Annotated in this window: 20 protein-coding genes and 2 pseudogenes; 6 read left to right on the top strand and 16 right to left on the bottom strand. The window is 67.6% G+C overall.

Going from position 1 to position 21,294, the window contains the following annotated elements; translation table 11 throughout:
- The 4 genes and pseudogenes from COA07_RS14285 to COA07_RS18725 all read left to right on the top strand — a co-directional run.
- Positions 1 to 524 (top strand): annotated as a pseudogene (locus COA07_RS14285) (IS3 family transposase); the annotation flags it as partial.
- A gap of 10 nt (positions 525 to 534) precedes the next feature.
- A protein-coding gene (locus COA07_RS14290; RefSeq protein WP_425442609.1) for an IS5 family transposase occupies positions 535 to 1,289 on the top strand; the annotation gives its coding sequence in 2 pieces (ribosomal slippage) (positions 535 to 849 and positions 852 to 1,289; 753 coding nt in all).
- 329 nt (positions 1,290 to 1,618) lie between these two features.
- A pseudogene (locus COA07_RS14295) lies at positions 1,619 to 2,229 on the top strand (VWA domain-containing protein); the annotation flags it as partial.
- 6 nt (positions 2,230 to 2,235) lie between these two features.
- Positions 2,236 to 2,361, top strand: coding sequence for a hypothetical protein (locus tag COA07_RS18725; protein ID WP_281254095.1), 126 nt, complete (start codon positions 2,236 to 2,238; stop codon positions 2,359 to 2,361).
- Positions 2,362 to 2,404: 43 nt separating this feature from the next.
- On the opposite strand, the gene COA07_RS14300 is transcribed toward COA07_RS18725, so the two are convergent.
- From COA07_RS14300 to COA07_RS14370, 16 genes are all read right to left on the bottom strand, one after another.
- Entirely contained in the window at positions 2,405 to 3,118 is a 714-nt protein-coding gene (locus COA07_RS14300; protein WP_066712341.1) for a hypothetical protein, read from the bottom strand.
- Positions 3,115 to 4,944: a hypothetical protein gene (locus COA07_RS14305; RefSeq protein ID WP_066712339.1), complete on the bottom strand. Its 1,830-nt coding sequence runs from the start codon at positions 4,942 to 4,944 to the stop codon at positions 3,115 to 3,117. Before COA07_RS14305 ends, COA07_RS14300 begins: the two co-directional genes overlap by 4 nt.
- Complete coding sequence (locus COA07_RS14310; protein WP_169803569.1) at positions 4,941 to 5,720, bottom strand: DUF4123 domain-containing protein; 780 nt, start codon at positions 5,718 to 5,720, stop codon at positions 4,941 to 4,943. Before COA07_RS14310 ends, COA07_RS14305 begins: the two co-directional genes overlap by 4 nt.
- Before the next feature lie 10 nt (positions 5,721 to 5,730).
- Positions 5,731 to 6,267, bottom strand: a complete 537-nt coding sequence (locus COA07_RS14315) for a PAAR domain-containing protein (RefSeq protein WP_096641272.1) — start codon at positions 6,265 to 6,267, stop codon at positions 5,731 to 5,733.
- Positions 6,267 to 6,746 (bottom strand): hypothetical protein, encoded by a 480-nt coding sequence (locus COA07_RS14320; RefSeq protein WP_096641274.1) that lies wholly within the window; start codon positions 6,744 to 6,746, stop codon positions 6,267 to 6,269. Before COA07_RS14320 ends, COA07_RS14315 begins: the two co-directional genes overlap by 1 nt.
- 19 nt (positions 6,747 to 6,765) lie before the next feature.
- Positions 6,766 to 7,059, bottom strand: coding sequence for a hypothetical protein (locus COA07_RS18010; RefSeq protein ID WP_141396545.1), 294 nt, complete (start codon positions 7,057 to 7,059; stop codon positions 6,766 to 6,768).
- Positions 7,060 to 7,134: 75 nt separating this feature from the next.
- Positions 7,135 to 9,783: a type VI secretion system ATPase TssH gene (gene tssH / locus COA07_RS14325; RefSeq protein WP_066711669.1), complete on the bottom strand. Its 2,649-nt coding sequence runs from the start codon at positions 9,781 to 9,783 to the stop codon at positions 7,135 to 7,137.
- A complete protein-coding gene (gene tssG / locus COA07_RS14330) occupies positions 9,780 to 10,802 on the bottom strand; it encodes a type VI secretion system baseplate subunit TssG (RefSeq protein WP_083956917.1) in 1,023 nt (340 codons plus the stop codon). Before tssG ends, tssH begins: the two co-directional genes overlap by 4 nt.
- Positions 10,766 to 12,631 carry a type VI secretion system baseplate subunit TssF gene (gene tssF, locus COA07_RS14335; RefSeq protein ID WP_066711670.1) on the bottom strand — a complete coding sequence of 622 codons (1,866 nt, stop codon included), beginning with the start codon at positions 12,629 to 12,631 and terminating at the stop codon, positions 10,766 to 10,768. The genes tssG and tssF overlap by 37 nt, the downstream gene beginning before the upstream one ends.
- Before the next feature lie 7 nt (positions 12,632 to 12,638).
- On the bottom strand, positions 12,639 to 13,142 hold the full coding sequence (gene tssE, locus COA07_RS14340; protein ID WP_066711671.1) for a type VI secretion system baseplate subunit TssE: 504 nt from the start codon (positions 13,140 to 13,142) through the stop codon (positions 12,639 to 12,641).
- A 2-nt stretch (positions 13,143 to 13,144) separates the two neighbouring features.
- On the bottom strand, positions 13,145 to 13,963 hold the full coding sequence (locus COA07_RS14345; protein WP_096641278.1) for a type VI secretion system accessory protein TagJ: 819 nt from the start codon (positions 13,961 to 13,963) through the stop codon (positions 13,145 to 13,147).
- A 76-nt stretch (positions 13,964 to 14,039) separates the two neighbouring features.
- The gene (locus COA07_RS14350) at positions 14,040 to 14,507 is read right to left on the bottom strand and encodes an Hcp family type VI secretion system effector (protein WP_211280972.1); all 468 of its coding nucleotides are present in this window, start codon (positions 14,505 to 14,507) and stop codon (positions 14,040 to 14,042) included.
- A 74-nt stretch (positions 14,508 to 14,581) separates the two neighbouring features.
- Complete coding sequence (tssC, locus tag COA07_RS14355; protein WP_211280973.1) at positions 14,582 to 16,072, bottom strand: type VI secretion system contractile sheath large subunit; 1,491 nt, start codon at positions 16,070 to 16,072, stop codon at positions 14,582 to 14,584.
- 26 nt (positions 16,073 to 16,098) lie between these two features.
- Positions 16,099 to 16,635 (bottom strand): type VI secretion system contractile sheath small subunit, encoded by a 537-nt coding sequence (gene tssB / locus COA07_RS14360; protein WP_066712629.1) that lies wholly within the window; start codon positions 16,633 to 16,635, stop codon positions 16,099 to 16,101.
- 44 nt (positions 16,636 to 16,679) lie between these two features.
- A complete protein-coding gene (locus tag COA07_RS14365; protein WP_066712632.1) occupies positions 16,680 to 17,696 on the bottom strand; it encodes a type VI secretion system protein TssA in 1,017 nt (338 codons plus the stop codon).
- Between the two features lie 61 nt (positions 17,697 to 17,757).
- On the bottom strand, positions 17,758 to 18,465 hold the full coding sequence (locus COA07_RS14370; protein WP_096641280.1) for an OmpA family protein: 708 nt from the start codon (positions 18,463 to 18,465) through the stop codon (positions 17,758 to 17,760).
- A gap of 322 nt (positions 18,466 to 18,787) precedes the next feature.
- Here COA07_RS14370 and COA07_RS14375 point away from each other — a divergent pair, with 322 nt between their 5' ends.
- Together COA07_RS14375 and COA07_RS14380 are read left to right on the top strand one after the other, a co-directional pair.
- Positions 18,788 to 20,728, top strand: a complete 1,941-nt coding sequence (locus tag COA07_RS14375; protein ID WP_169803587.1) for a type VI secretion system Vgr family protein — start codon at positions 18,788 to 18,790, stop codon at positions 20,726 to 20,728.
- A complete protein-coding gene (locus COA07_RS14380) occupies positions 20,725 to 21,294 on the top strand; it encodes a DUF6931 family protein (protein WP_066712965.1) in 570 nt (189 codons plus the stop codon). The genes COA07_RS14375 and COA07_RS14380 overlap by 4 nt, the downstream gene beginning before the upstream one ends.

The following is a 21,294-nucleotide window of genomic DNA, read 5'->3' on the forward strand; positions in this document are numbered from 1 at the left end:
GGCGCCGAACATGCTGTGGGTGTCGGACTTTACCTACGTGACGACCTGGGCGGGGTTCGTCTACGTGGCGTTCGTCATCGACACCTATGCGCGTCGGATCGTCGGCTGGCGTGTCAGCCGGAGCGCCCATGCCGGCTTCGTCCCTTAATGCGCTCGAGCAGGCGTTGCACGATCGTCGTCCTGCGCGAGGTGCTGGCCTTGTCCACCACTCGGACCGCGGCAGCCAGTACGTCTCCATCAAATACACCGAACGCCTCGCACAAGCAGGCATCGAGCCCTCGGTCGGCAGCGTCGGAGACAGCTATGACAATGCCTTGGCCGAGACGATCAACGGCCTGTACAAGGCTGAAGTCATCCATCGACGCGGGCCATGGCGTAGCTTCGAAGCCGTCAAATACGCCACTCTCGAATGGGTCGACTGGTTCAACCATCGCCGGCTCCTCGAGCCCATCGGCAACATCCCGCCTGCCGAAGCCGAAGCGAACTACTATGCTGCCGCCGAGCAGATCGATATGGCGGCGTGACTAACATCCAATGGCCTCCGGCAAACCCGGCACGGTTCAGATTGAGCGGCTGCGGCCGTTCTTTCCCAAGAGCCATGGGAAGCCACGGGTGAACGATCAGCGGGTGCTGAGCGGCATCGTGTTCGTCAACAAGAACGGGCTGCGCTGGCGTGATGCACCGAGCGCCTACGGCCCGCACAAGACGCTATACAATCGGTGGAAGCGTTGGGGCGAGGCCGGCGTGTTCACACGCATGATGGAGGGGTTGGAGACCGCAAGCGCGGAGCCGGGAACGGTAATGATCGACGCTACCTACTTGAAGGCGCACCGGACGGCATCGAGCCTGCGGGTTGCAAAGGGGGTTTTGGCCGCCTGATTGGCCGCACCAAAGGCGCCATGAACACCAAGCTCCATGCCGTCGCCGATGCGAACGGACGCCCGCTGAGCTTCTTCATGACCGCAGGCCAGGTCAGCGACTACACCGGCCCGGCAGCGTTGCTCGATGACCTACCCAAAGCACAATGGCTGCTTGGCGACCGAGGCTATGACGCGGATTGGTTCAGGGACGCTCTCCAGGCCAAAGGCATCCAGCCCTGCATCCCAGGCCGCAAATCGCGCAACGAACCAATCCGCTACGACAAGCGCCGCTATCGGCGCCGCAGTCGCATCGAGATCATGTTCGGCCGTCTGAAGGACTGGCGTCGCGTCGCTACGCGCTACGACCGCTGCCCCACCGCCTTCTTCTCCGCCATCGCCCTCGCAGCCACCGTCATCCTCTGGCTGTAATCAACGAGTCCTGACCCTAAGCAGGACTGCCAGCCGGCGATGGCGAGCCGGAGAAGAAGGGCCGGGGCGGGCTCGGCCAGTCCGCGCCGCGCGTCGCCAAATGGCTGGGCGATATCCGCGATTTCTTTCCCGCGCCCGTGGTGCAGGTGATCCAGAAGGACGCCTTCGAGCGCAAGGGGCTGCGCCAGATGCTGCTGGAGCCCGAGTTCCTGGCGACGATCGAGGCGGACGTGAACCTGGTCGCCGATCTGGTCGCGCTGCACGGGGTAATGCCGGAGGAGACCAGGGACACCGCGCGGGCGGTGATCGCCAGGGTCGTCGCCGAGTTGATGGCGCGGCTGGAGGTGCGGACGGCGGATGCGATCCGGTGGGCGCTCGACCGCTCGCGACGGACCAGCCGGCCGCCGTTCGCCGATATCGACTGGCCCCGCACGATCCGCGCGAACCTTGCCCATTACCAGCCCGCGCACCGCACCATCGTCCCCGAACGGTTGATCGGCTTCCTGCGTCAGCAGCGCCGCATCGTCGATCTGGACGAGGTGATCCTGTGCATCGACCAGTCGGGATCGATGGCCACTTCGGCCCTCTATGCCTCGATCTTCACGGCCGTCGTGGCGTCGCTTCCGGTCGTCGCGACGAAACTCGTCTGCTTCGACACCGTGATCGTCGACCTGACCGAGGAGTTGGCCGATCCGGTCGAGGTGCTGTTCGGCATCCAGCCGGATGGCGGCACCGATATCGACCATGCCGTCGCCTATTGCGAGGATCGGATCAACGGCCAGGCAAGGCGCATCTGGTGCTCATCATCGACTTTTACGAAGGCGGAGATGCAGAGGCGTTGGTCGACCGGCTTGCACGGCTGGAGGTGCCGGGCGTCAACGTGATAGTGCTGCTCGCGCTAACCGATACGGGGCACCCATCCTATGATCCGGATCTTGCGGGGCCGATGTCGGCGCTGGGCATCCTCGTGTTCGCCTGCACCCCAGACCTGATGGCGGCCGCGCTTCGCCGCGAGGACGTCCATGGCTGGGCCGCCGATCGCGACATCAGGCTGGTTCGTTCGGATGCGTAAGCCCGCAGGAGCCGAGGCGAAGCGGACGTCACGCCGCCCCCGATCAGCGGATCACCGTCCAGCGTCCATCGATTTCCCCGATCAGAGCGCGCCAACTGAACGGTCCGTCCTGATCCTGGCCGCGAATCAGGTCGTTGCCGTCGCCCGCCAGCAAGTGCAGCAAGCGACCATCGGCGCACAGCACCGAACCGTCCGGACGCAATGGCAGCAGCGTTGCGCGCTGCGATAGATGCTCCATCATCTGCTGCGCGTAGAACCCCGCTGGCCGGTTCGGAAATGCCGACGCCAGATCGGCGAGATAGGGTGCGCACGCCGCGACGATCGTTGCCGCATCGCCGCGCGTGAATGCGGCAGTCAGCGTCGCGACGAACGGCGCGGCCGACGCCAGAGCCTCTGCTGCGCTTGCCCAGCGGCGACACGAATGCCACGCCCACGCCGCCGGTCCGATCGGGCAATCGAATGTCACCTGCACCCGCCCGGTTGTGGGGGGAGCGTCGATGCGCGCGAGCGTACGACCAGCCCCGGTGAAGAATTCCTCCCCATCGTCAAACAGCGCGACGCGTGCCGACAGCCGGGCTTCCGGCGCATTCGCACGCACCTGCGCCGACAGGCTGTTGGCGCCGCGCACCAACAGCGCAGGCACCGGGACGTAGGCGCGCATCCCCTCCGCGATCAACGCGACCACAGGCAGGTCGTTGATCCTGATCGCTCCCGTCACGCCGGCGCCATCGACCTCCAGATAGGTCAGCGGCGTCATTCCGGATTGCTCCCGTCAGCGGGGTCGCTGCCCTTCCACAACACGAACGAGCCGGTACGGCGCTTCATCAGCGGGATGTCGTAATAATAGCTGCCCGCGATCGGATCGCCGAGAAGCCGATTCTTCCATCCGCCGTCCAGCATCTCCGACGCCGCGCAGGTCGCCAGGAAACGCACGCCACCGGAGACCGAACCGCCACCGGTGGCGACGTCGTAGTAAAGGAAGCTGGCGCGCCCGATCAGCGCGCTGCTCAGCGTCAGCACGCCGATTCCCTTGACTTCATTTTCCGACGTGCTGTTCGACAGTATGTCTCCGCCGCGTCCCTTGCGCTCGAATTCCGCACTGACCGCCCCGGTCGTTGACACGATCAATTCGACCGTCGCGCCTGTCCCGATCAAGCTTTTGCCTACCGTCACGCCCAGGCTGCCGGTGATCTCCAGGATCTTGGCCGCGATTTCGATATCCCAATACGGCTCCAGCGCGCGCCAGCGCGGCCCGTCCAGCCCATTGCCGCTGGTCAGCTTGCGTCCGGCGAACAGGTCCAGCGCCAGCGCCTCGATCCCGATCGACGCGGACGGACGCACCAGTGACGGCGAATAAATGGCGATGAAATCCAACGCGAGCATCAGCTTGTCCTTGATGCTCTCCGCGCTCGCCAGGAGGCTGCGGACGCAGGACAGGAAGTGTTTCGCCTGCCGCCCGTTCTGCGACACCTCCTCCCACGACAATTGCCGGTCGTTCAGGATGACGGTGATGTCGAGGCCGTCGTCGTCGTCGTCATTGCCCCAATAGTCACCCGCGAGCCGTGACGTCGGCGGCGGGCGCAGTCCCTTGAGCGCCGCGCGCGCCCCATCGCGCGCCTTGTTGGCATCCGCCCGCGCCTGTTTGAAGCGCGCCCGCACTGCGCGACTGGCCCCCTTGCCGGGCTTGCGCGGGCGCGATCCGGCACCCGTTCCGTCCGCGATCGCGGCGAGCCGGGCGCGCTCCGCTTCGTCCGCCTCGATCGCCGTCGTGCGCGCGTCGCCCGCGGCATGATAGCCCCAGCCAATGTCCCATCCCCATGGACCCAGCCCCAGTTCAAGGCCGGTCGTCCCCGGGGTCAGCGCGATGACCAGCACCTTGAGGTCGGTGGTCGCCGCGCCGCTGGCGGGATACCCACAGCTTTCGCCCGCCACGATATAGCAATTGCCCTGCCGGTGCGGGTCCAGCACGCTGTCGTAGATGCCCTTCAGATCCAGCGCATTCCGCGTCGCGGGCAGGGAAAACAGCGACTGACGGATGGCCTTGCCCATAACCGGCCAGTCACCGCTCAGTTCATGGTGAACGGTATCGGTGCACGTCAGCGACAGCCGGTCGTGCGCCGGATCGCCGCACGCCGCCTTTCCCTGATGCTCCAGCCGCAACAAAGTGGTTGGCTGCGCGTCCATCCCGGGTAGCTCGTCGCGATCCTTCTTGCGGGTCGTCCAGTCGTTCGCCCGTGCCGTTACCGCTCCCGCGGGCCGCCCTGCCTCGGGCGCCAGCACTTCGATCACCAGGTCGTAGTACGCCAACAATTTGCGGATGCGCTGGGGCGGATTCCCGTAAACCCCCACGTCGCGCGGTCGCAGGCTTGGCGCGGTGCCCGCAGCCTTGATGGTCGAAAGGGCGATGACCGCCTGCGATCCTCCCTCTACCTCGTTGAAGCGCAGCGCGATATTCCTGATGTCGCAGGGCCGCGCATCGGGCGGCGGGGCCGCACCCGCGTCACAGGCGAGTGTTTGGTTGGCAAGGCTCGCGGTCGGCGCTGGCGACATCGGCGCGGCCGGCGTGAACAGCGGCTCGCTCATCGCCCAGCCTCCTCCAGCGCGTGGCGCACCTGGAACACCTTCAGCGCGCCCGGCACGGCGCGATCGGCCAGCAGCCCCTCTACGGCCGCCGGGCGGCCGCGACGATCGGCCGCCGCCAACAGCAGCGACAGCGCGGCCGCATCGCGCTCCATCGTCACCCCAGCCTGGATCGCCTCCGCGATATAGCCGGCGAAACGATCCGCGCGGGTCTGCCCCCCGGTCTCCGCCTCCAGCCGCGCGGCCAGCGCCTGTTGCTGGCGGCGCGCCAGCGCCGCCTGTTGTGCCGGCGTGACGGTCAGGATGCCGCGCGTACGGTGGCGCCCGTGCGCGGGCTGCGCGGCGGGCCAGCGGACCATCTGCGCCCCCTCCTCGATCCAGTAAGCGGCGACATCGCGGAACAGTGCGTCGCGCCACACGCCATCCGCCTGCTCCAGCATCGGGTGCAGCACGCGCGGATCCCACAGCCGCAACAGCACCGGGCCGGAGCCGTCGGGCAGCCTCACCTGCAACAGCCGCCGGACATGCCGACGCGCCAGATGCGCCGGCAACGCGCTGTCGAACATCACGCCCCAGGCGCCCCCCCTGCCCTCGTCACGCCAGTGCACGCGAAGCTCGGGCGCCGCTGCCATGTCGACGATATGGGGGGACACCTGCCGGAGCGCCGGATCGAGCGGCCCCTCGAACAGGCAATGCGCAACTCCGCTGCGCGCCAGTTGCGCGACCAGGGGCACCAGCGGCGCGGCCGCCGCCAGATCGATCAGGCCCCAACTGCGCACGCCCGCCGCCTCAGCCATAGCGGCGTCCGATCCCCTGCGCGGCGTCCTCGCTCAGTCCGCGCGCCTTGGCCTTGCGATAGCACAGTTCGCAGAAGGGCGTGCCGTGGCGCGCGGCGGCGATCAGGTTCTGCGTCATGCGCGACACCTCGGTCGATGCGATCGAGGCGAAGCCGTGCCATTCGCTCATGTCCGCGCTGGCAGTACGCCCGGCCCCGCCCCCGCCGCCCCCGCCGCCGCCGGACGCATCGCCGACGATCACGGTGGGGCAGCCCGCAACGATCTTGCCGCCATGGGCGCAGGTGTCGGAAATACGCGCCTGCGGCATCCCGCTGGTGATGACGGTCGCCGATCCCATCGCGATCGTATCCGGCGGACCGACGCACACCGCCATGTCCCCCACCCGCGCCGCCGGCAGCCCGCCGATGATGACGGTGGGCGCACAGAGACCCGAAATCGGCCCGCCGACATGCGGGATCGGCGGTGTGCCCGGGGTGACCATTGGGCAGACGTGCATGTCGGTCAAGCGCGCGGCGGGGGTGGCGGGCATCAGTCCAATCCCTCGAATACCGAACGAGGAATACCACCCAGGCCATGCCGAAAGGCATTCGGGCTGGAGTAGATGATCGGGTCATCTAAATCCAACGTTGCATGCCAATCAAAGACGTAGCGGCTGGACCCAAATTGCAGCAGCGTGGCAGTATGGGCCACGCCGCGCAGGTTCCGATCGATTGCGCCCGCATCTCCAAGCTGCATGAGCGCCGCACGACATCCGATCTGTCGACGCAATGCCCTAGCGGTCTGCTCGGCGATCCCGACACAGACCATCGCCGTGCCCTCCGGGCTGGTCACGTCGAACAACCGGGTGGCGCTGCCTAACTCCAAGGCGACGTAACCGACATTACGGATGCTTCCGGCGACGCCCCAGCTCGACGGGATGAAGGACAGCAGCGAAGATATTCTGCGTCGACACTCTGGATCGGCCGCAACGACGGCACAGACATCGTCAGCCTCCGCACGAGTCAACATGTCGCAATACGCCGGTCCATTAGCGGCCCGGCACCTCTGCTTCGTCACGACCAATCTCACGGATCGTATCGCGGGCGGCATAACTCAGGCCAATGCAGGTCGCGGTGCCCGTGATGAAGCCCGAAAGAAAGCCGGCGACTGCACCGGGAGCCATCGCTGGCGCGCCTAGAACCATCCATCCAGTTCCTGTTATCACGCCGGTCTTCGCACACCGCCGCGCAACATGAATAACCCGATCTTGCTCCTCTATCTCGACGATCCCAATACCGTGCAACTGGCGCCGTAGTCCAGTGATGAACTCCAAATCACTCATCGCTCAACCTCAATCGCTCGTATAATTCTACCGTCCCAAAACAAGCACGCCTACTTGCTGTTGATTTTCATCTTTTCAATCTATTTTGTATTGAAAGTTGGTATCGACGATAGTCACAGCAATTCCCGCCACCTCTTCCCCGCGCATCTGCCGTTCCAGCAGCGCGATTGACATGTCGGGCAGCATCGTGTTGGTCAGGATCGCGTCGATCATGCGCCCGCCGCTCGCCACTTCGGTGCACCGCGCGACGATATGGTCGACGACGTCCTGGCCATAGGTCAGCGTGAGCGCGTGGTTCTCGCGCACGCGCTTCACCACGCGGTTCAGTTGCAGGCGGACGATACCCTGCAACATCGTCGGCGACAGCGGGTAATAAGGCAGCACCAGCAACCGCCCCAGCAATGCGGGCGGGAAGACCTTGAGCAGCTCGGGGCGCAGCGCGCCTGCCAGCCCCTCCGGCTCGGGCGCCAGTTCCTCGTCCTCGGTCAGGCTCATCACCATGTCGGTGCCGACGTTGCTGGTCAGAAGGATGAGGGTGTTCTTGAAATCGATGAACCGCCCCTCGCTGTCGTTCATGAATCCCTTGTCGAACACCTGGAAGAACATCTCATGGACGTCGGGGTGCGCCTTTTCCACTTCGTCCAGCAGCACCACCGAATAGGGCCGCCGCCGCACCGCCTCGGTCAGCACGCCGCCCTGGCCGTAGCCGACATAGCCAGCCGGCGCGCCTTTCAGCGTGGAGACGGTGTGCGCCTCCTGAAATTCGCTCATGTTGATGACGATCAGGCTGTCGTCGCCTGAATAGAGCAGCTCCGCCAGCGCGTGCGCGGTTTCGGTCTTGCCGACGCCCGACGGGCCGCACAGCATGAACACGCCGACCGGCTTGTTGGGATTGTCGAGCTTCGCGCGGCTGGTCTGAATCCGCTTGGCGATCGCATCCATCGCGTGATCCTGCCCGATCACGCGCGCCTTCAGCTGGTCGGCGATCGTCAGGACGCTGGCGATCTCATCCTTGACCATCCGGCCGACGGGTATGCCGGTCCAGTCGCCGACGACGCTGGCCACCGCATCGGCATCGGCGACGCCGAACACCATCGGCGCATCGCCGCCCGCCTCGCGCATCGCCGCCACCGCCAGCGCCAGCGCCGTCTCGGCACCCTGCGCGGCGGTCGCCTCATCCGCTTCGCGCGCGGCTACCAGCGCGTCGCGTGCTTCGCGCACCGTGACGAACGCAGCCATTTCCGCCCGCCATTTCGCCTCCACCCCGGCCAGCGTCTCGCGCGCGGCGGCGATCTCGCCGTCCAGCTTCGCGATCCGGTCGGCGCCGGCATATTGGTTCGCGGCCTCGCGCGTGGCGATATCGCGCTCCACCTCCAGCAGTTCGACGCGGCGCCGGCGGTCCTCCACCGGCGCGGGCACCGCGTGCTGCGACACCGCGACACGCGCGCACGCGGTATCGAGAAGGCTGACCGCCTTGTCCGGCAGCTGCCGCGCCGGGATGTAGCGCTGCGACAGTCTCACCGCCGCGTCCACCGCCTCGTCCAGCACGACGACGGCGTGATGCGCCTCCATCATCGGCGCGACCGAGCGGATCATCGCCACCGCCACCTCGGTTTCCGGCTCGCCCACGTCCACCGTCTGGAACCGCCGGGTCAGCGCCGGATCCTTCTCGAAATACTGGCGATATTCGGCATAGGTGGTCGCCGCGATCGTACGCAGCCGCCCGCGCGCGAGCGCCGGCTTGAGCAGGTTGGCGGCATCGCCCGTCCCCGCCTGTCCGCCGGCGCCGACCAGCGTATGCGCCTCGTCGATGAACAGGATGATCGGCTCGGGCAATTGCTCGACCGCGTCGATCACGTCGCGCAACCGCTTCTCGAACTCACCCTTCACGCTCGCGCCGGCCTGGAGCAGCCCGATGTCGAGCGCGCGCAGCGTGACATTGCGCAGCGACGGCGGCACGTCGCCATCCGCGACGCGGCGTGCGAAGCCCTCCACTACCGCGGTCTTGCCGACACCCGCCTCACCCACAAGGATCGGGTTGTTCTGCCGCCGGCGCAGCAGGATGTCGACGACCTGCCGGATTTCCGCATCGCGCCCGACGATGCGGTCGATCTCGCCGGACTTCGCCTTGGCGGTGAGGTCGATCGAAAAACGCTCCAGCGCGTCGTTGCCGGTGACGCCGGTGCTACCCGGCCCCGGCTCCTCTCCCGCACTGCGCGCCACCGCGGCGGCGGCAGTTTCGGTCGTCTCGCTGGAGGCATGGCATACGGTCTCCAGTCCGTCGCCCAGCTTGTCAGCGTTGACCTTGCGCCATTCGGGCGAGATCGCGAACAGCGCGTTGCGCAGCGTTGACGTCTTCAGCATGGCATAGATCAGATGCGCGCCGCGCACCTTCGCCGCGCCGAATTGCAGCGACGCGAACAGCCAGCCCTTTTCCACCGCTTCCTCGACCTGTGGCGAGAAGTCCGACACCGCGGTCGCCCCGCGCGGCAGCGCGTCCAGTGCGGCCAGCACATCCTTGGCCAGCCGCGCCTCGTCCAGGCCAAACGCGATGCGCAGGCGGCCCACGTCATTGCCCGGATCCTGCAACAGTACGTGCAGCCAGTGAACCAGCTCGACATAGGGATTGCCGCGCATCCGGCAGAAGCCGGTCGCGGTTTCCACCGCCTTCAACGCTGTCGTGTTCAGGCGGCCGAACAGGCTCGCACGGCTGATCTCGCTCATGATCGCTTACTCCAGGAAGAGGTGCGGCGCAGATGCGCGTCGTTGCGGCGGGGACGGCCGCGTGCCGGATCGATCCAACTGGTCCAGCCCAGCTGCGTGCGCCCGTCGAGCCGCGCGGGCGGTGCCGCCTCGCGTGCGATGTCCAGCGCCACGTCCCATTCCAGATGCGAAGGTGCGAACGCGTCCAGCGCCTCCGCCAGCACGCCGTGGCGTGCGCCGCCGGGCAACAGGGCACGGTAAGCGGCGGCGGCTTCCACGCGAATGACAACGCGGAACGCGTCGGTGACGGTGCGCACGCGGTACCCCAGCATCGCCTCGCCACCCAGCCGGGCGTAACCGCGGCCCAGCCGGCTGCGGTCGGACGGCTCCAGCTCGCGGTGGCGCGGCTGATATTCCAGCAGCCCGACCGGCGCGCCCAGCAGATGCGTCAGCGCATCCTCGATCGCGCCCGCGCTGCGTCGCGACGCGAACAGTGCGGCATAGGCCAGCCTCGCCTGTGCCGGGAACGACGCCGCGGCGCCTTCCGCAGCCCCGGTCAGCTGAGCAATATAGCCTGCGAAGCGATCGTCGCCCGGCCGGTCCGCCTGCGCCGCCGGTTCCGCCTCCGCCCAGGCGCGATAGAACAGCTGCTGCATTCGCCGCGCCAGCAGGTCGAGGAAGCGCGTGAAGGGTCGCGACTTGGCATAGCGCGCCTCCCACGCGGCATATTCCGACAGGTGCAGCGGCATCGGCCCCATCGAGCCCAGCAGCCCCAGCCACCGCCCGATGACGCGCCAGGCGCCGCCCGCGCGTCCGGGCTGGATCGCGCTGATCGCCGCCGGGGCGAAGCCGGGGGCAGGATCCTGCGCGATCTCCACCAGGTCTTCCGAGGGCAGTCGTGCGCACCCGATCCGCGGTCGATCGGGCGCGCGCGCCTCGATTCCGCGCAGCAGCGCGAACGGCTCCCATCGCTGCGGCGCCTCGCCCGCCGCGGCCAGGAAGGTCAAATGGTCGGACGACGGCCGATGCGCGCTGGCCATGCGGCGATCTCCCCTTCGTCGGCGGAATGGAAACAGGTTTCGGTAAAGGCGTTGACGGTCGCGAATTCCGCCAGGAATCGCTCGATCACCGCGCCGAACAGGAACATGCGGCCGCGATCGAACGCGCCGTCGTCCAGCCGGACGCTGATCTGCCGCCCGCGCGCCACCGCATGGCGATCGAGCCAGCCCACGCGGCGCGTGATCGGGCGCGATCGGATGCCCAGCACGCCGTTCACTTGCCGGCGAGCCGCGGGGTCGTCGGTGCGGCCGTACAGCGCCAGGTGATCGCGCAGCGTCGTCGGATCGTCATCGTCCTGCGGCGCCAGCGTCAGGTGGTTGGGCGTCAGGTGCGCGATCACTTCCCACGCCGCGTTCGACAGCCCCATGGGCGGGCGCGGGCGCGTCGGCGCCCGTACCACCGCGATGGCGCGTGCGGGCACCCCGCTGGCCACCAGATGATGCTCGCCCGAAAACGCCAGCAATTCGGGCAGTTCGCGGTTGGTCACCAGCGCGCGCACCGCCAGTTCGCGCACGCCGTCCAGCCGCGCCGGGTCACCTGGCGCGGTCAGGCTCAGCCACGTCTCGGTCCCCGCATAATCGGTGCGCCGGCGACTGCGCTGCTCGCGCGTCGACAGCCGCCGCTGCGTCAGCCGGACGCTGTAGAACAGCGCGTCACGCCAGTCGTGCAGCTGCGCGCCCAGCGCGTACATCGGCGCCACCTCGCGCGGGTCGCGATTGTCGGCGCCATAGGCACGCACGTCGAGCAGGCGGAATATCTCGAAATCGAGCGGCCGGGTGCGATCGGGGACGACATGATGCTCGTGCGCCTGCGGCTTCACCGCGACGCGCCCCAGCTGCTTTTCGAACAGGTTGATCGCGGGCGTGGCGAACAGCCGGAACGCCGCCGGCGCCACCGCGCCGGCCAGCGCCGGCACCGCGCGGCGGAACAGCAGCACCACGTCGCACCCGCCCTGAACCGTCGCGAAGGCGCGGTACAGATCGCGCAGCGCCACGAACAGGAAACGCTCCGGACAGGCGAAATACTCGGTCAGCAGCCGATAGCCGCGAAAGCTGCGCTGGTCCGCAGGCAACAGCGCCTCGTCATCCGCGAAGCCCAGCTGTTCCGGCAGCGGCAGCGCGGTCCACCCGTTCGCGCCATCGGGGGCCGCCGGATCGCGCGCGATCACCGCGACCGCATCGCCGATCATCTGGCGGTACAGTTCGCCGGGCGTCGCCTCCCCGCCCGACAGGTACAACGGCAGGCGATCGATCGGCAGCTGCGCCAGCGATGCGCCCGCGGTCGCCTCGAACCGCAGCCGCAGCCCGGCTTCGGCCGGCACGCCCGCCGCTGCCGTGAAGGTGGCCACCGCCGCGCGCGTCGCCAGATACTCCGCCTGAACGATCTTCAGCGGCCACAATGTCACGTCATGACCGGTGCGGAACGTCACGCTGGCATCGCCATGCCCGGTGGCGACCGCGGTCAGCGGGGTCAGCCGCGGCACCGCGCATCCCTGCACCAGCGCCGGATCGCCCTCGTGCGGCTCGAATGCGGCGATGCAGATCGACGGCGTCGGCGCCAGATATTGCGGCTGGATCGCCTGCAGCAGCGCCTTGGTGAAATCCGGAAACCGATCCTGCAGCTTTAGCTGGACCCGCGCACCCAGGAACGCCACGCCTTCCAGCAACCGTTCCACATAGGGATCGGGATCGGTCGGGGTATTCAGACCGAGCCGCCCCGCCACCGCCTCATGCTCCGCGGCGAACTCGCGCGATGCCTCGCGCAGATAGGTCAGCTCGTCATTATAGGCGGACAGCAAACGCGGATCCACGACGGCGCTACTCCCGCATCGCGACGCTGCCGCCATCCGCCTCGATATCGGTCTTCAGCCGTACCGGCACCGGATGCACGGCGCTGCGGATATCGGCGTGGATGATGAAGGTGGCGGCATTCTCGCGCTCCACCCCCTCCACGGGCTCCACCGTCAGCGTCTGCGGATCCAGCCGCGGCTCGAACGTGCGTAGCGCACCGCGCACGTCACGCGCACGCGCCAGCACGACGCGATGCGACACCGCCTTGCCGCTCAGGTCCGCAACGCCGAAGTTGAGCACGCTGTCCTGCACCTGCGGCAGCGGATCGAGGTCGACGATCGCGCCGAACTGCGTGGTGTTCAGAATCCACCCGATCTCGCGTCGTACCGTGTCACGCAGCGCACGTTCCGAAAAGTGCGCCGGATCGACCGCGGCGAACCGCGCCGCCTCCTCCCCGTGCAGTTCCAGTCCGGCCGGCACGTGCCCTGCGACCAGCTTGTCGAACAGCGGCGCGGTCAGGCGGGACCGCATCGTCACGCCTGCGCACCGAAGTGCAGGCGACGCACCGCCATCAGGCCGACTTCCTCGCCGCCCGACATCATCAGCACGCGCTGGCCGATCCCGTTTCCAGCCGCGTCCCAATCGGTCCGCTTGCCGATCCGCTGCGCCACGTCCGGCGCGGCATGACTGCCGGGATAGCGTGCGGGCAACATCGCCGCGATCGATCCGCCCGCACGCAGCCGCACCTCGGCAGGGAACCAGATCGTGTCGCGCAGGTCTACGGGCCCGTCGCTCGTCAGCGTCTCGATCGCGTCAAAGGGCAACAAGCCCCAGCGCCCACCGACGATCGCCTCCAGAGCGGGGCCAAAGCGCGGATCGGCATCCGCGATCCAGTCGAACGCCACCGGCTGGTCCAGCCCCGCGGCGCGCAGCGTGCCGGCCGTATCGGGCGCCGCATCGAGCGCGGCATCGCGCCGCGCGATCGCCGCTGCCCGCTCGCCGCGCGCGCCCAGCGTCAGCGCCGCCGCCAGATCGTCGATCCAGTCGCCGCCGCGCGCCAGCACCGGCACCTCGCCCTCGCCCTCGCCCTCGCCCGCCAACGCGGCGGCACGCTGCCTTTCGGCATCGATCGCCTGGCCATAGGCGACCGCCAGCATCTGCGCCGCGGGCGACAGTCGCGCCAGCGTGTCGAGTTGGGTGCGCGCCTTGTCCCAGTCGCCGGCCAGCGCCATCAGCTGGAACAGAAACATGCGGGTGGGAATATCCGCGGGCGCTGCCTTGAGCCGCGCGACCAGCGCGGCACGTGCGCCATCGATATCCCCGTCGCGCCACCGCGCGTCGGCATCGTTCACGATCGCCGCTCCTTCCGGGATGGCAAATATCTTTGAATGCCCGCCCGACCCGCGCGGGTCGGGCGGGCGATGACGATCAGATCTTCTTGTTCGCCTTGATGTCGTAACCGGCGGTGGACACGCCGCCGAGCGTGCCGTCGGCCTTCTGCGGCTTGTAGTCGAACTTCACCTTGGAATAGTTCATCGTCAGCATCTCGGTCGGATTGTCGCTGCCGGTGCCGGTGTTCTGCATGCTCGACACGATCAGGTCGCTCAACGTGACGATGTAGAATTCCTCCTGCTGGCCGCCCGCCTTACGCACCGTGATCTTGGCTTCCTTGATGTGCTGGCCGGTGGCGCAGGCCAGCATCAGATTGGGGCTGGCGAGGTCCGCGGCCTTGGAAATCTGAATGTCGTCGAAATGCGCCTTGCCCGCGCCCGATCCGCCGCCCGCAGAAGAGGCACCGGTCTGGTGCACCCCGAAGGTGAAGCTGTGGATGTTGATCTCATCCTTGTGCTTCGAGTCGGTCGACTCACCCTTGATCCCGTCAAGCTTCAGGAACATGTCAACGGCCATGATACAATCCTCCTAGCTGCAGCGCGTATCGCGCCATATTGTCTGTCGATGTGAGATGACGATCACGCCGCCTTGGGCAGGCGCGACACCATGGAGAGCGACACGTCCATGCCCTCCAGTTGGTAATGCGGGACGAACAGGAACTTGCCCTTGTAGTAACCGGGATTTTCCTCGTCCGGAACGATCTCGATCTGCGCATCCTTCAGCGGTAATCGCGCCTTGGTTTCTTCGGATGAACTTTCCGGCTGCGCATCGACATATTGCGATATCCAGCGGTTCAGCTCGTAATTCAGCTGCGACGCCTCCTTGTTGCCGCCCACCCAGTCGCGCACCATGCACTTCAGGTAATGCGCGAAGCGGCAGCTGGCGAAGATGTACGGCAGACGCGCCGACAGGTTCGCGTTCGCGGTCGCCGCGGGATCGTCATATTGCTTCGGGCTGTGCACCGTCTGCGCGCCGATAAAGGTCGCCTGGTCGGTGTTCTTGCGATGGATCAGCGCCAGCAGCCCCGATTTCGACAGCTCCGCCTCGCGCCGGTCGGAAATGGCGATCTCGGTCGGGCACTTCATGTCCACCCCGCCGTCGTCGGTGGGGAAGCAGGCGGTCGGCAGTGCCTCGACGGTGCCGCCCGATTGCACGCCGCGGATCCGCGTGCACCAGCCCCAGGTCGCGAACGCTTCGGTGATCCGGGACGCCATCGCATAGGCCGAATTGACCCACAGATGCTGGTCATGCGTGCCGCCGTTATCCTCTTCGAAATCGAATTCGTCGACCGGATCAGATTTCGCGCCGTACGTGGCACGGCCCAGGAACCGCGGCATCGTCAGCGCCACATACCGGCTGTCGCTGCTTTCGCGGAACGACCGCCACGCGGCATAATCGGTCGCGTCGAACAGCTTGCCCAGATCGCGCGGGTTGGCCAATTCCTGCCAGCTATCCATCCCCATCAGCCCCGGATCGGCGGCGCTGATGAACGGCGCGTGCGCCGCCGCGCCGATCTTCGCGAAGCCCTTCAGCACCTCCAGGTCAGGCGCCGAATGATCGAAATAGTAATCGCATACGAACGCGCCATAGGGCTGCCCGCCCAGCTGTCCGAACTCGCTTTCATAAATCTTCTTGAACAACGGGCTCTGGTCCCAGGCCGCATCCTTGTACTGCTTGAACATCTTGCGGCATTCGTCCTTGCCGATGTTCAGGACGCGGATCTTCATGTCCTTTCCGGTGGAGGTGTTGAAGACGAGGTAGTTGAGCCCGCGCCACGCCGATTCCAGCTGCTGAAAATCGGGATGATGAAGGATAAGATTGACCTGTTCGGACAATTTGCGGTCCAGCGCAGCGCGCATCGCATCCATCGTCTCGAACACGTCGTCGCCGATCACCGCGGCATCGGCCAGCGCCTGTTGCGCCAGCGTCTGCACCGCACTTTCGATCCGCGTCGCGCGCGTGTCGTCGTTCGGCTTGAACTCCTTTTGCAGGAGCATCGAAAAATCGTCGTACTGGATCGTTTCGCCCTTCCCGTCGGGGGCGGCGGCGGTCGCCATCGGCTGTGCCATGTCGTGCTACTCCTTAACGCGCGAGATCAGGATGCGGGCTGCTCGTCGACCGCAGCGGCGGGGCCAGCGCCCTCGCCGGGACGCGTCGCGGCCAGCGCCTTCAGCAGGTCCGGATCGCGCAGCACCTTGTCGAGCAGGTCCTGCGCCCCGTCCTTGCCGTCCATGTAAAGCATCAGGTCGTTCAGCTGCTCACGCGCCTCCAGCAGCTTGGCGAGCGCGGGTACGTTGCGGGCGATCGCTCCGGGCGAGAAATCCTCCATCTTGGAGAACGTCAGGTCGACCGACATCTGCCCTTCGCCGGTCAGCGAATTGTCGACCTGGAACGCGGCGCGCGGCGCGATCGCGGCCATGCGGCTTTCGAAATTGTCCATGTCGATGTCGAGGAAGTCGCGCTTGTCGAGCGTCTTCTTCTCGACATGGCTCTTGCCCGACAGGTCGCTCATCACGCCCATCACGAAAGGCAGCGAAACCTTCTCCTTGGCGCCGAACGTCTCCACCTCATATTCGATGTGGACGCGCGGTGCGCGGTTTTCCTTGATGAAGCGCTGTCCGCTCTTCGACATCGGCCGGTCTCCTGCTCAAATCGGTGAAAGGTGAACGCGGCGGCTCATTCCAGCCCAGCCTCCGCCATCATGCTCTGCGACATCAGGACGCGGCGCGCGTCCTCCATGCTGGCGGGTGCGATATCGGCCAGCACCTCGATGAAGGTCTTGGGCACCCATTCGCGCGCACGGCGCAGCGCCAGCGGCACCGCGCTCCCGGGTTCGCGCCGGCGATAGTAGTCGGCCACCGCGTCGAGCGCGCGCAGCACATCGTCGCGCGTCTCGATCCGCCCGGCGATGAAGCCACCGGCGGCGGAATCGCCGCGGGCCGTGTCCGTCTGCGCGGCGGCACCCTCGCCCGCCGTCCCCGCATCCGTCCCGCTCGCCGTGGCGGTGTGCGAATGGCGCGCCAGCCCCGCACGCATCTGTGCCAGCACCTGATAGGTCGGCGCGAAATCGGTGCCGGTGTCCTCCCCGGCATTGTCGGTCAGCACGCGGTCCACGCGGCGGATCGCATCCCGGATCGTGTCCAGCGTATCGATCGCCGCGTCGATCGCCTCGGCATCCAGCTGCTCCAGCGCGGCGCGGAACATGCCATATCCTTCGGCCGCGTCGCCTTCCTGCTCGAACCGCTCCAGGTCGGCGGCGCTGTACGACCCCAGCCGGGGATGCGCGATCAGCGCGACCCGGCGCAGCGGCTGGATGAACTCGGCGTGGCGCGCCAACCCGTCACACGCGCTCTTACGGCCCAGGAACCCCACCTCGTCGAGCTGAGGGTGGACCATATCCCAATGCGTCTCGATCAGCGCCGCGAGCAACTGGACGCCGTCGGCCACCGCGTCCAACGCGCCCGCCATCGCACCCGCCCGCGCCCAATATATGCCCAGCCACAGGTCACGCGTGCGCGCCGCCTGCGCCTGCACCCGTGCAATCACGTCCCGCCAGTTGACGTCTTCTGCCCGCTCGCCGCTGGCCGACGTCGCGAACACGTCCTCGATCGCGACGCGCTCCGCATCGTAGGACAGATCCGGTCCCACCGGATCGCCGTCCAGCGGCTCGACGAGACCGGCCCAATCGACCACGCGCGCTATCCCCCTTTCGATGGCATCCCTGCGCCCCGGCCCCCGCCGCGGCGCCACGACGTTATTTCTTCACGATTTCCACGCGGCGGTTCGCCGGATCCTGCGGACGCGTGCCCGACAATGGCGTATCGAACCCATGCCCCTCCGCCTGCAGCCGGTCGCGCGACACGCCCAGCGAGGCGAGGTAGTCCACCACCGCCTGCGCGCGGCGGCGCGACAGATCCTGGTTCGCCTGCCGCGTTCCGACCGAATTGGTGTGTCCGTCGATGCGGAAGCTGGCACTGCCCAGCGATCCGCTGGTCAACACGCGCGCGAAGGTGGCGATCCGCGTCTGGGCATCGGCCGACAGATCCGCGGAATTGTTGGCGAAGGTCAGCGCCATGTCCGCGGTGCCGATCGGGCGATGCGCGCCCGTCGCCGGCATCGGTGCCGCGGCGCGCACGGCGCGATAGCCGCGGTCCATGGCGCGGCCGCGCCCCGGCGACAGGTCGGGGCGCAGCCCGGCGGTCACGGCGCGCTGCACCGGCCGCACCGGCGGCGGCGCACCGCGCGCACAGGCCATGCCGGGAAGGCAGAACGGGCGCTGTCCGCCGTCCACCACCATGCTGCCGTCATCCTCCGCGTCCGCAGCGGGCCGCGCCGCAGGCGTCGCACACTCCGCCGCGCCCAACTGGCAGGCGATGTCGCGCTCGCTGGGGCGCGACTGTCCCGCGGCGACGCCGACCACCACCAGCGGCATCGCCACCACGATCGACAAGATGAACCGCATCACCCAACTCCCCTGTATCTGACGAAGACGCAGGAACCCGATGCGCGAAAACGTCTGCGCAGCATCATGATCCCGACATCATCGAATCGGCCCCGCCAAACCCCTCGGAACCGCCCTTAATACTTTGGCAATTCTTGAAACTCCGCGGCTGCTGACGCATCACCCAAATGGGTGATGCCCTCCAACCCTTGTTGACCCACACATCATATCTGTCGCGACCTGGCCGATTTCGGCACAGGCGCGTGACGTCGCGGCACAAAGATGGCAGCCGGATCATCCGGTCACCCGTCCGCGCCGCCGTGGCGAGCGGGGGACGACAGGGTTGGAACGTCAGACGCGCCTTGCGATCGACATCGGCGGGGAGCAGGTGCACCTGCGGCGGCTTGAGGCGCAGGAAGGATTGGGCACGCCCTTTACCGCGCTGGTCGACGTGGTCGCACCGCTCGGCGAGGTCGATCTGCTGCCGCATCTGGGCAAGCCGGTGGCAATCGAGATCGTGCAGGACGGGGTGCGGCAGCGCCATTTCCACGGCCTGATGGTGGCGGGCGAATATCTGCACGAAGATGGCGCCGGCTTTCACTATCGGCTGACATTGCGTCCGTGGACGCAACTGCTCGCCGGCAACCGCCGCCACGCGATCTATCAGGACCGCACCGTCGTCGACATCATCAAGGCGGTTCTGGACGACAGCGGCGTCGCCAAGGCGGACTATGGCCGGCTGGCGCAGCCGCGCACGCCGCGTCCCTATTGCGTGCAATATGGCGAAAGCGACTTCGCCTTCATCTCGCGTTTGATGGAGGAAGAGGGCATCTACTATTTCTTCCGTCACGAACGCGACGAGCATGTGATGGTGCTGTGCGACGATCCCGGCGCGCATCAGAAAGGCAATCCGGCCGCGCTGGTGTTCAACCCGCAGAGCGGCTCGATGAGCAATGCGAACACGCGCAATCTGGCGGTTAACGATCTGCACAGCTGGCACGAGCGTGTCGCCACCACCGCCCAGGCGCGCGTCACGATGCGCGACTGGAATTTCACCAAGGCCGATCGCCCGCTGGAAATCGCCGAGACCGACGAGGCCCGGCACCCCTCGGACGATGGCGAGGTCTATGTGTGGCCCGGCCGCTATGCGCAGGAATCGGCGGGCCGTCCGCTGGGGAAGGTCGCGCTGCAGGCGGAGCGCGCCGAACGGGTCCTCTATACGGGCGAGAGCCAGGCGATGGGGGTGGGCACGGGATCACTGCTGTCGGTGACGCAGCATCCCAACGATCGCTTCAACGATGCCTATCTGGTGGTGCGCACGCACCATGTCGTCGCGGCGGAGGCGCATCGGTCGGGCGGCGGCGGCGGCGACAGCCGCGTGACGTTCGAGGCGATCCCCGCGGCCACGCCCTTTCGTTCGCCGCTGCGCAGCCCGCGCCCTGTCGTCAGCGGCCCCGAAACCGCGGTGGTCACCGGCCCGTCGGGGGAGGAAATCTACACCGACGAATATGCGCGGGTGAAGGTGCGCTTCCACTGGGATCGCGCCGACACGCCCGGCGAGCGTGCGACGTGCTGGATCCGCGTGTCGCAGACCGGCGGGCTGGGCAACCTGATCCTGCCACGGGTCGGGCATGAGGTGATCGTCGATTTCCTTCACGGCGATCCCGATCGCCCGATCGTGACGGGGCGTGTGTTCAACAGCCTCAACATGCCGGTCTATCCGCTCCCCCAGCACAAGACGCGCGCGCTGTGGCGCACGAAGCGCTACGGCAAGGCGGGGGACAGCGGCGGCGCGATGGCGCTCGACACCGGCGCGCCCGGCGCCAACGAACTGCGTTTCGAGGACAAGGGCGGGGCCGAGGAAGTCTTCCTTCACGCCGAACGCGACATGAACCTGCGCGTGCGCCGTTCCGAATCGCACCACGTCGGGCTGGATCGCGAAATACGCGTCGGTCACGACCATAGCGAGGAGGTGAAGAACAACCAGAAGGGGAAAATCGGCGCGTCGCGCACCGTACATGTGGCGAAGGACGACACGCTGGAGGTTGGCCAGGCACTGAAGATCAAGGCAGGCACCACGATCGATATCGAGGCGGGGACGAAGATCACCCTCAAGGTGGGCGACACGCGGATCGTCGTCGATCCCACCGCGATCGACATGAAGGCAGCGCTCAAGGCGCTGCTGAAGGCGGGGCTTCAGATCGAGGTGAAAAGCACGCTCACCACCGTGAAGGGCGACGGCATGCTGACGCTGAAGGGCGGCATGACGATGATCAACACATGAGCGAGGCGCCCCTTCGCCCGCCCGCGCCGCCGGCCTGGAACCGCGTGAAATGGACCGAGGCAGGGCAGATCGCGGCCCAACTGGACGATGTGGCGATCCCGCCCGAGGATGCGACCGCCGCGCCGCGCGACTGGTGGGCCGCGCAGGTGGCGGCGGGCGAACTGGGGCTGGCGATCCGCTTCCTCGCGATGGCGCTGCCGCGGCTGGAAGCGGTGGCGTGGGCCGCACAGGCGGTCGAACGCGCCGAGGTCCGCGGCGATGCCGACCGAGCGGCGATGGCGGCGGTGTCGCGCTGGATCGCCGCCCCCGACGACGCGCTGCGCCGCGCCGCCTGGGCGCATTGCGAGCCGATCGACGGGCCTATCCGCTTCCTTGGCGCCGCGTTGTTCTTTTCCGGCGGATCGATCGCCCCCGCCGATCTGGAGGCGGTCCATCCGGCACCGACGCTGTGCGGCACGGCGGCCGCAGGTGCGGTTCTGGCCGCCGCGCACCGCAGCACCGATCCGCACGCCGCGCTGGCCGAGGCGCTGGCGGCGGGGGATCGCATCGCGGCGGGGGCGGAATGA

Origin of the sequence: Sphingomonas adhaesiva (assembly GCF_002374855.1) — a bacterium.
Taxonomy (GTDB): domain Bacteria; phylum Pseudomonadota; class Alphaproteobacteria; order Sphingomonadales; family Sphingomonadaceae; genus Sphingomonas; species Sphingomonas adhaesiva.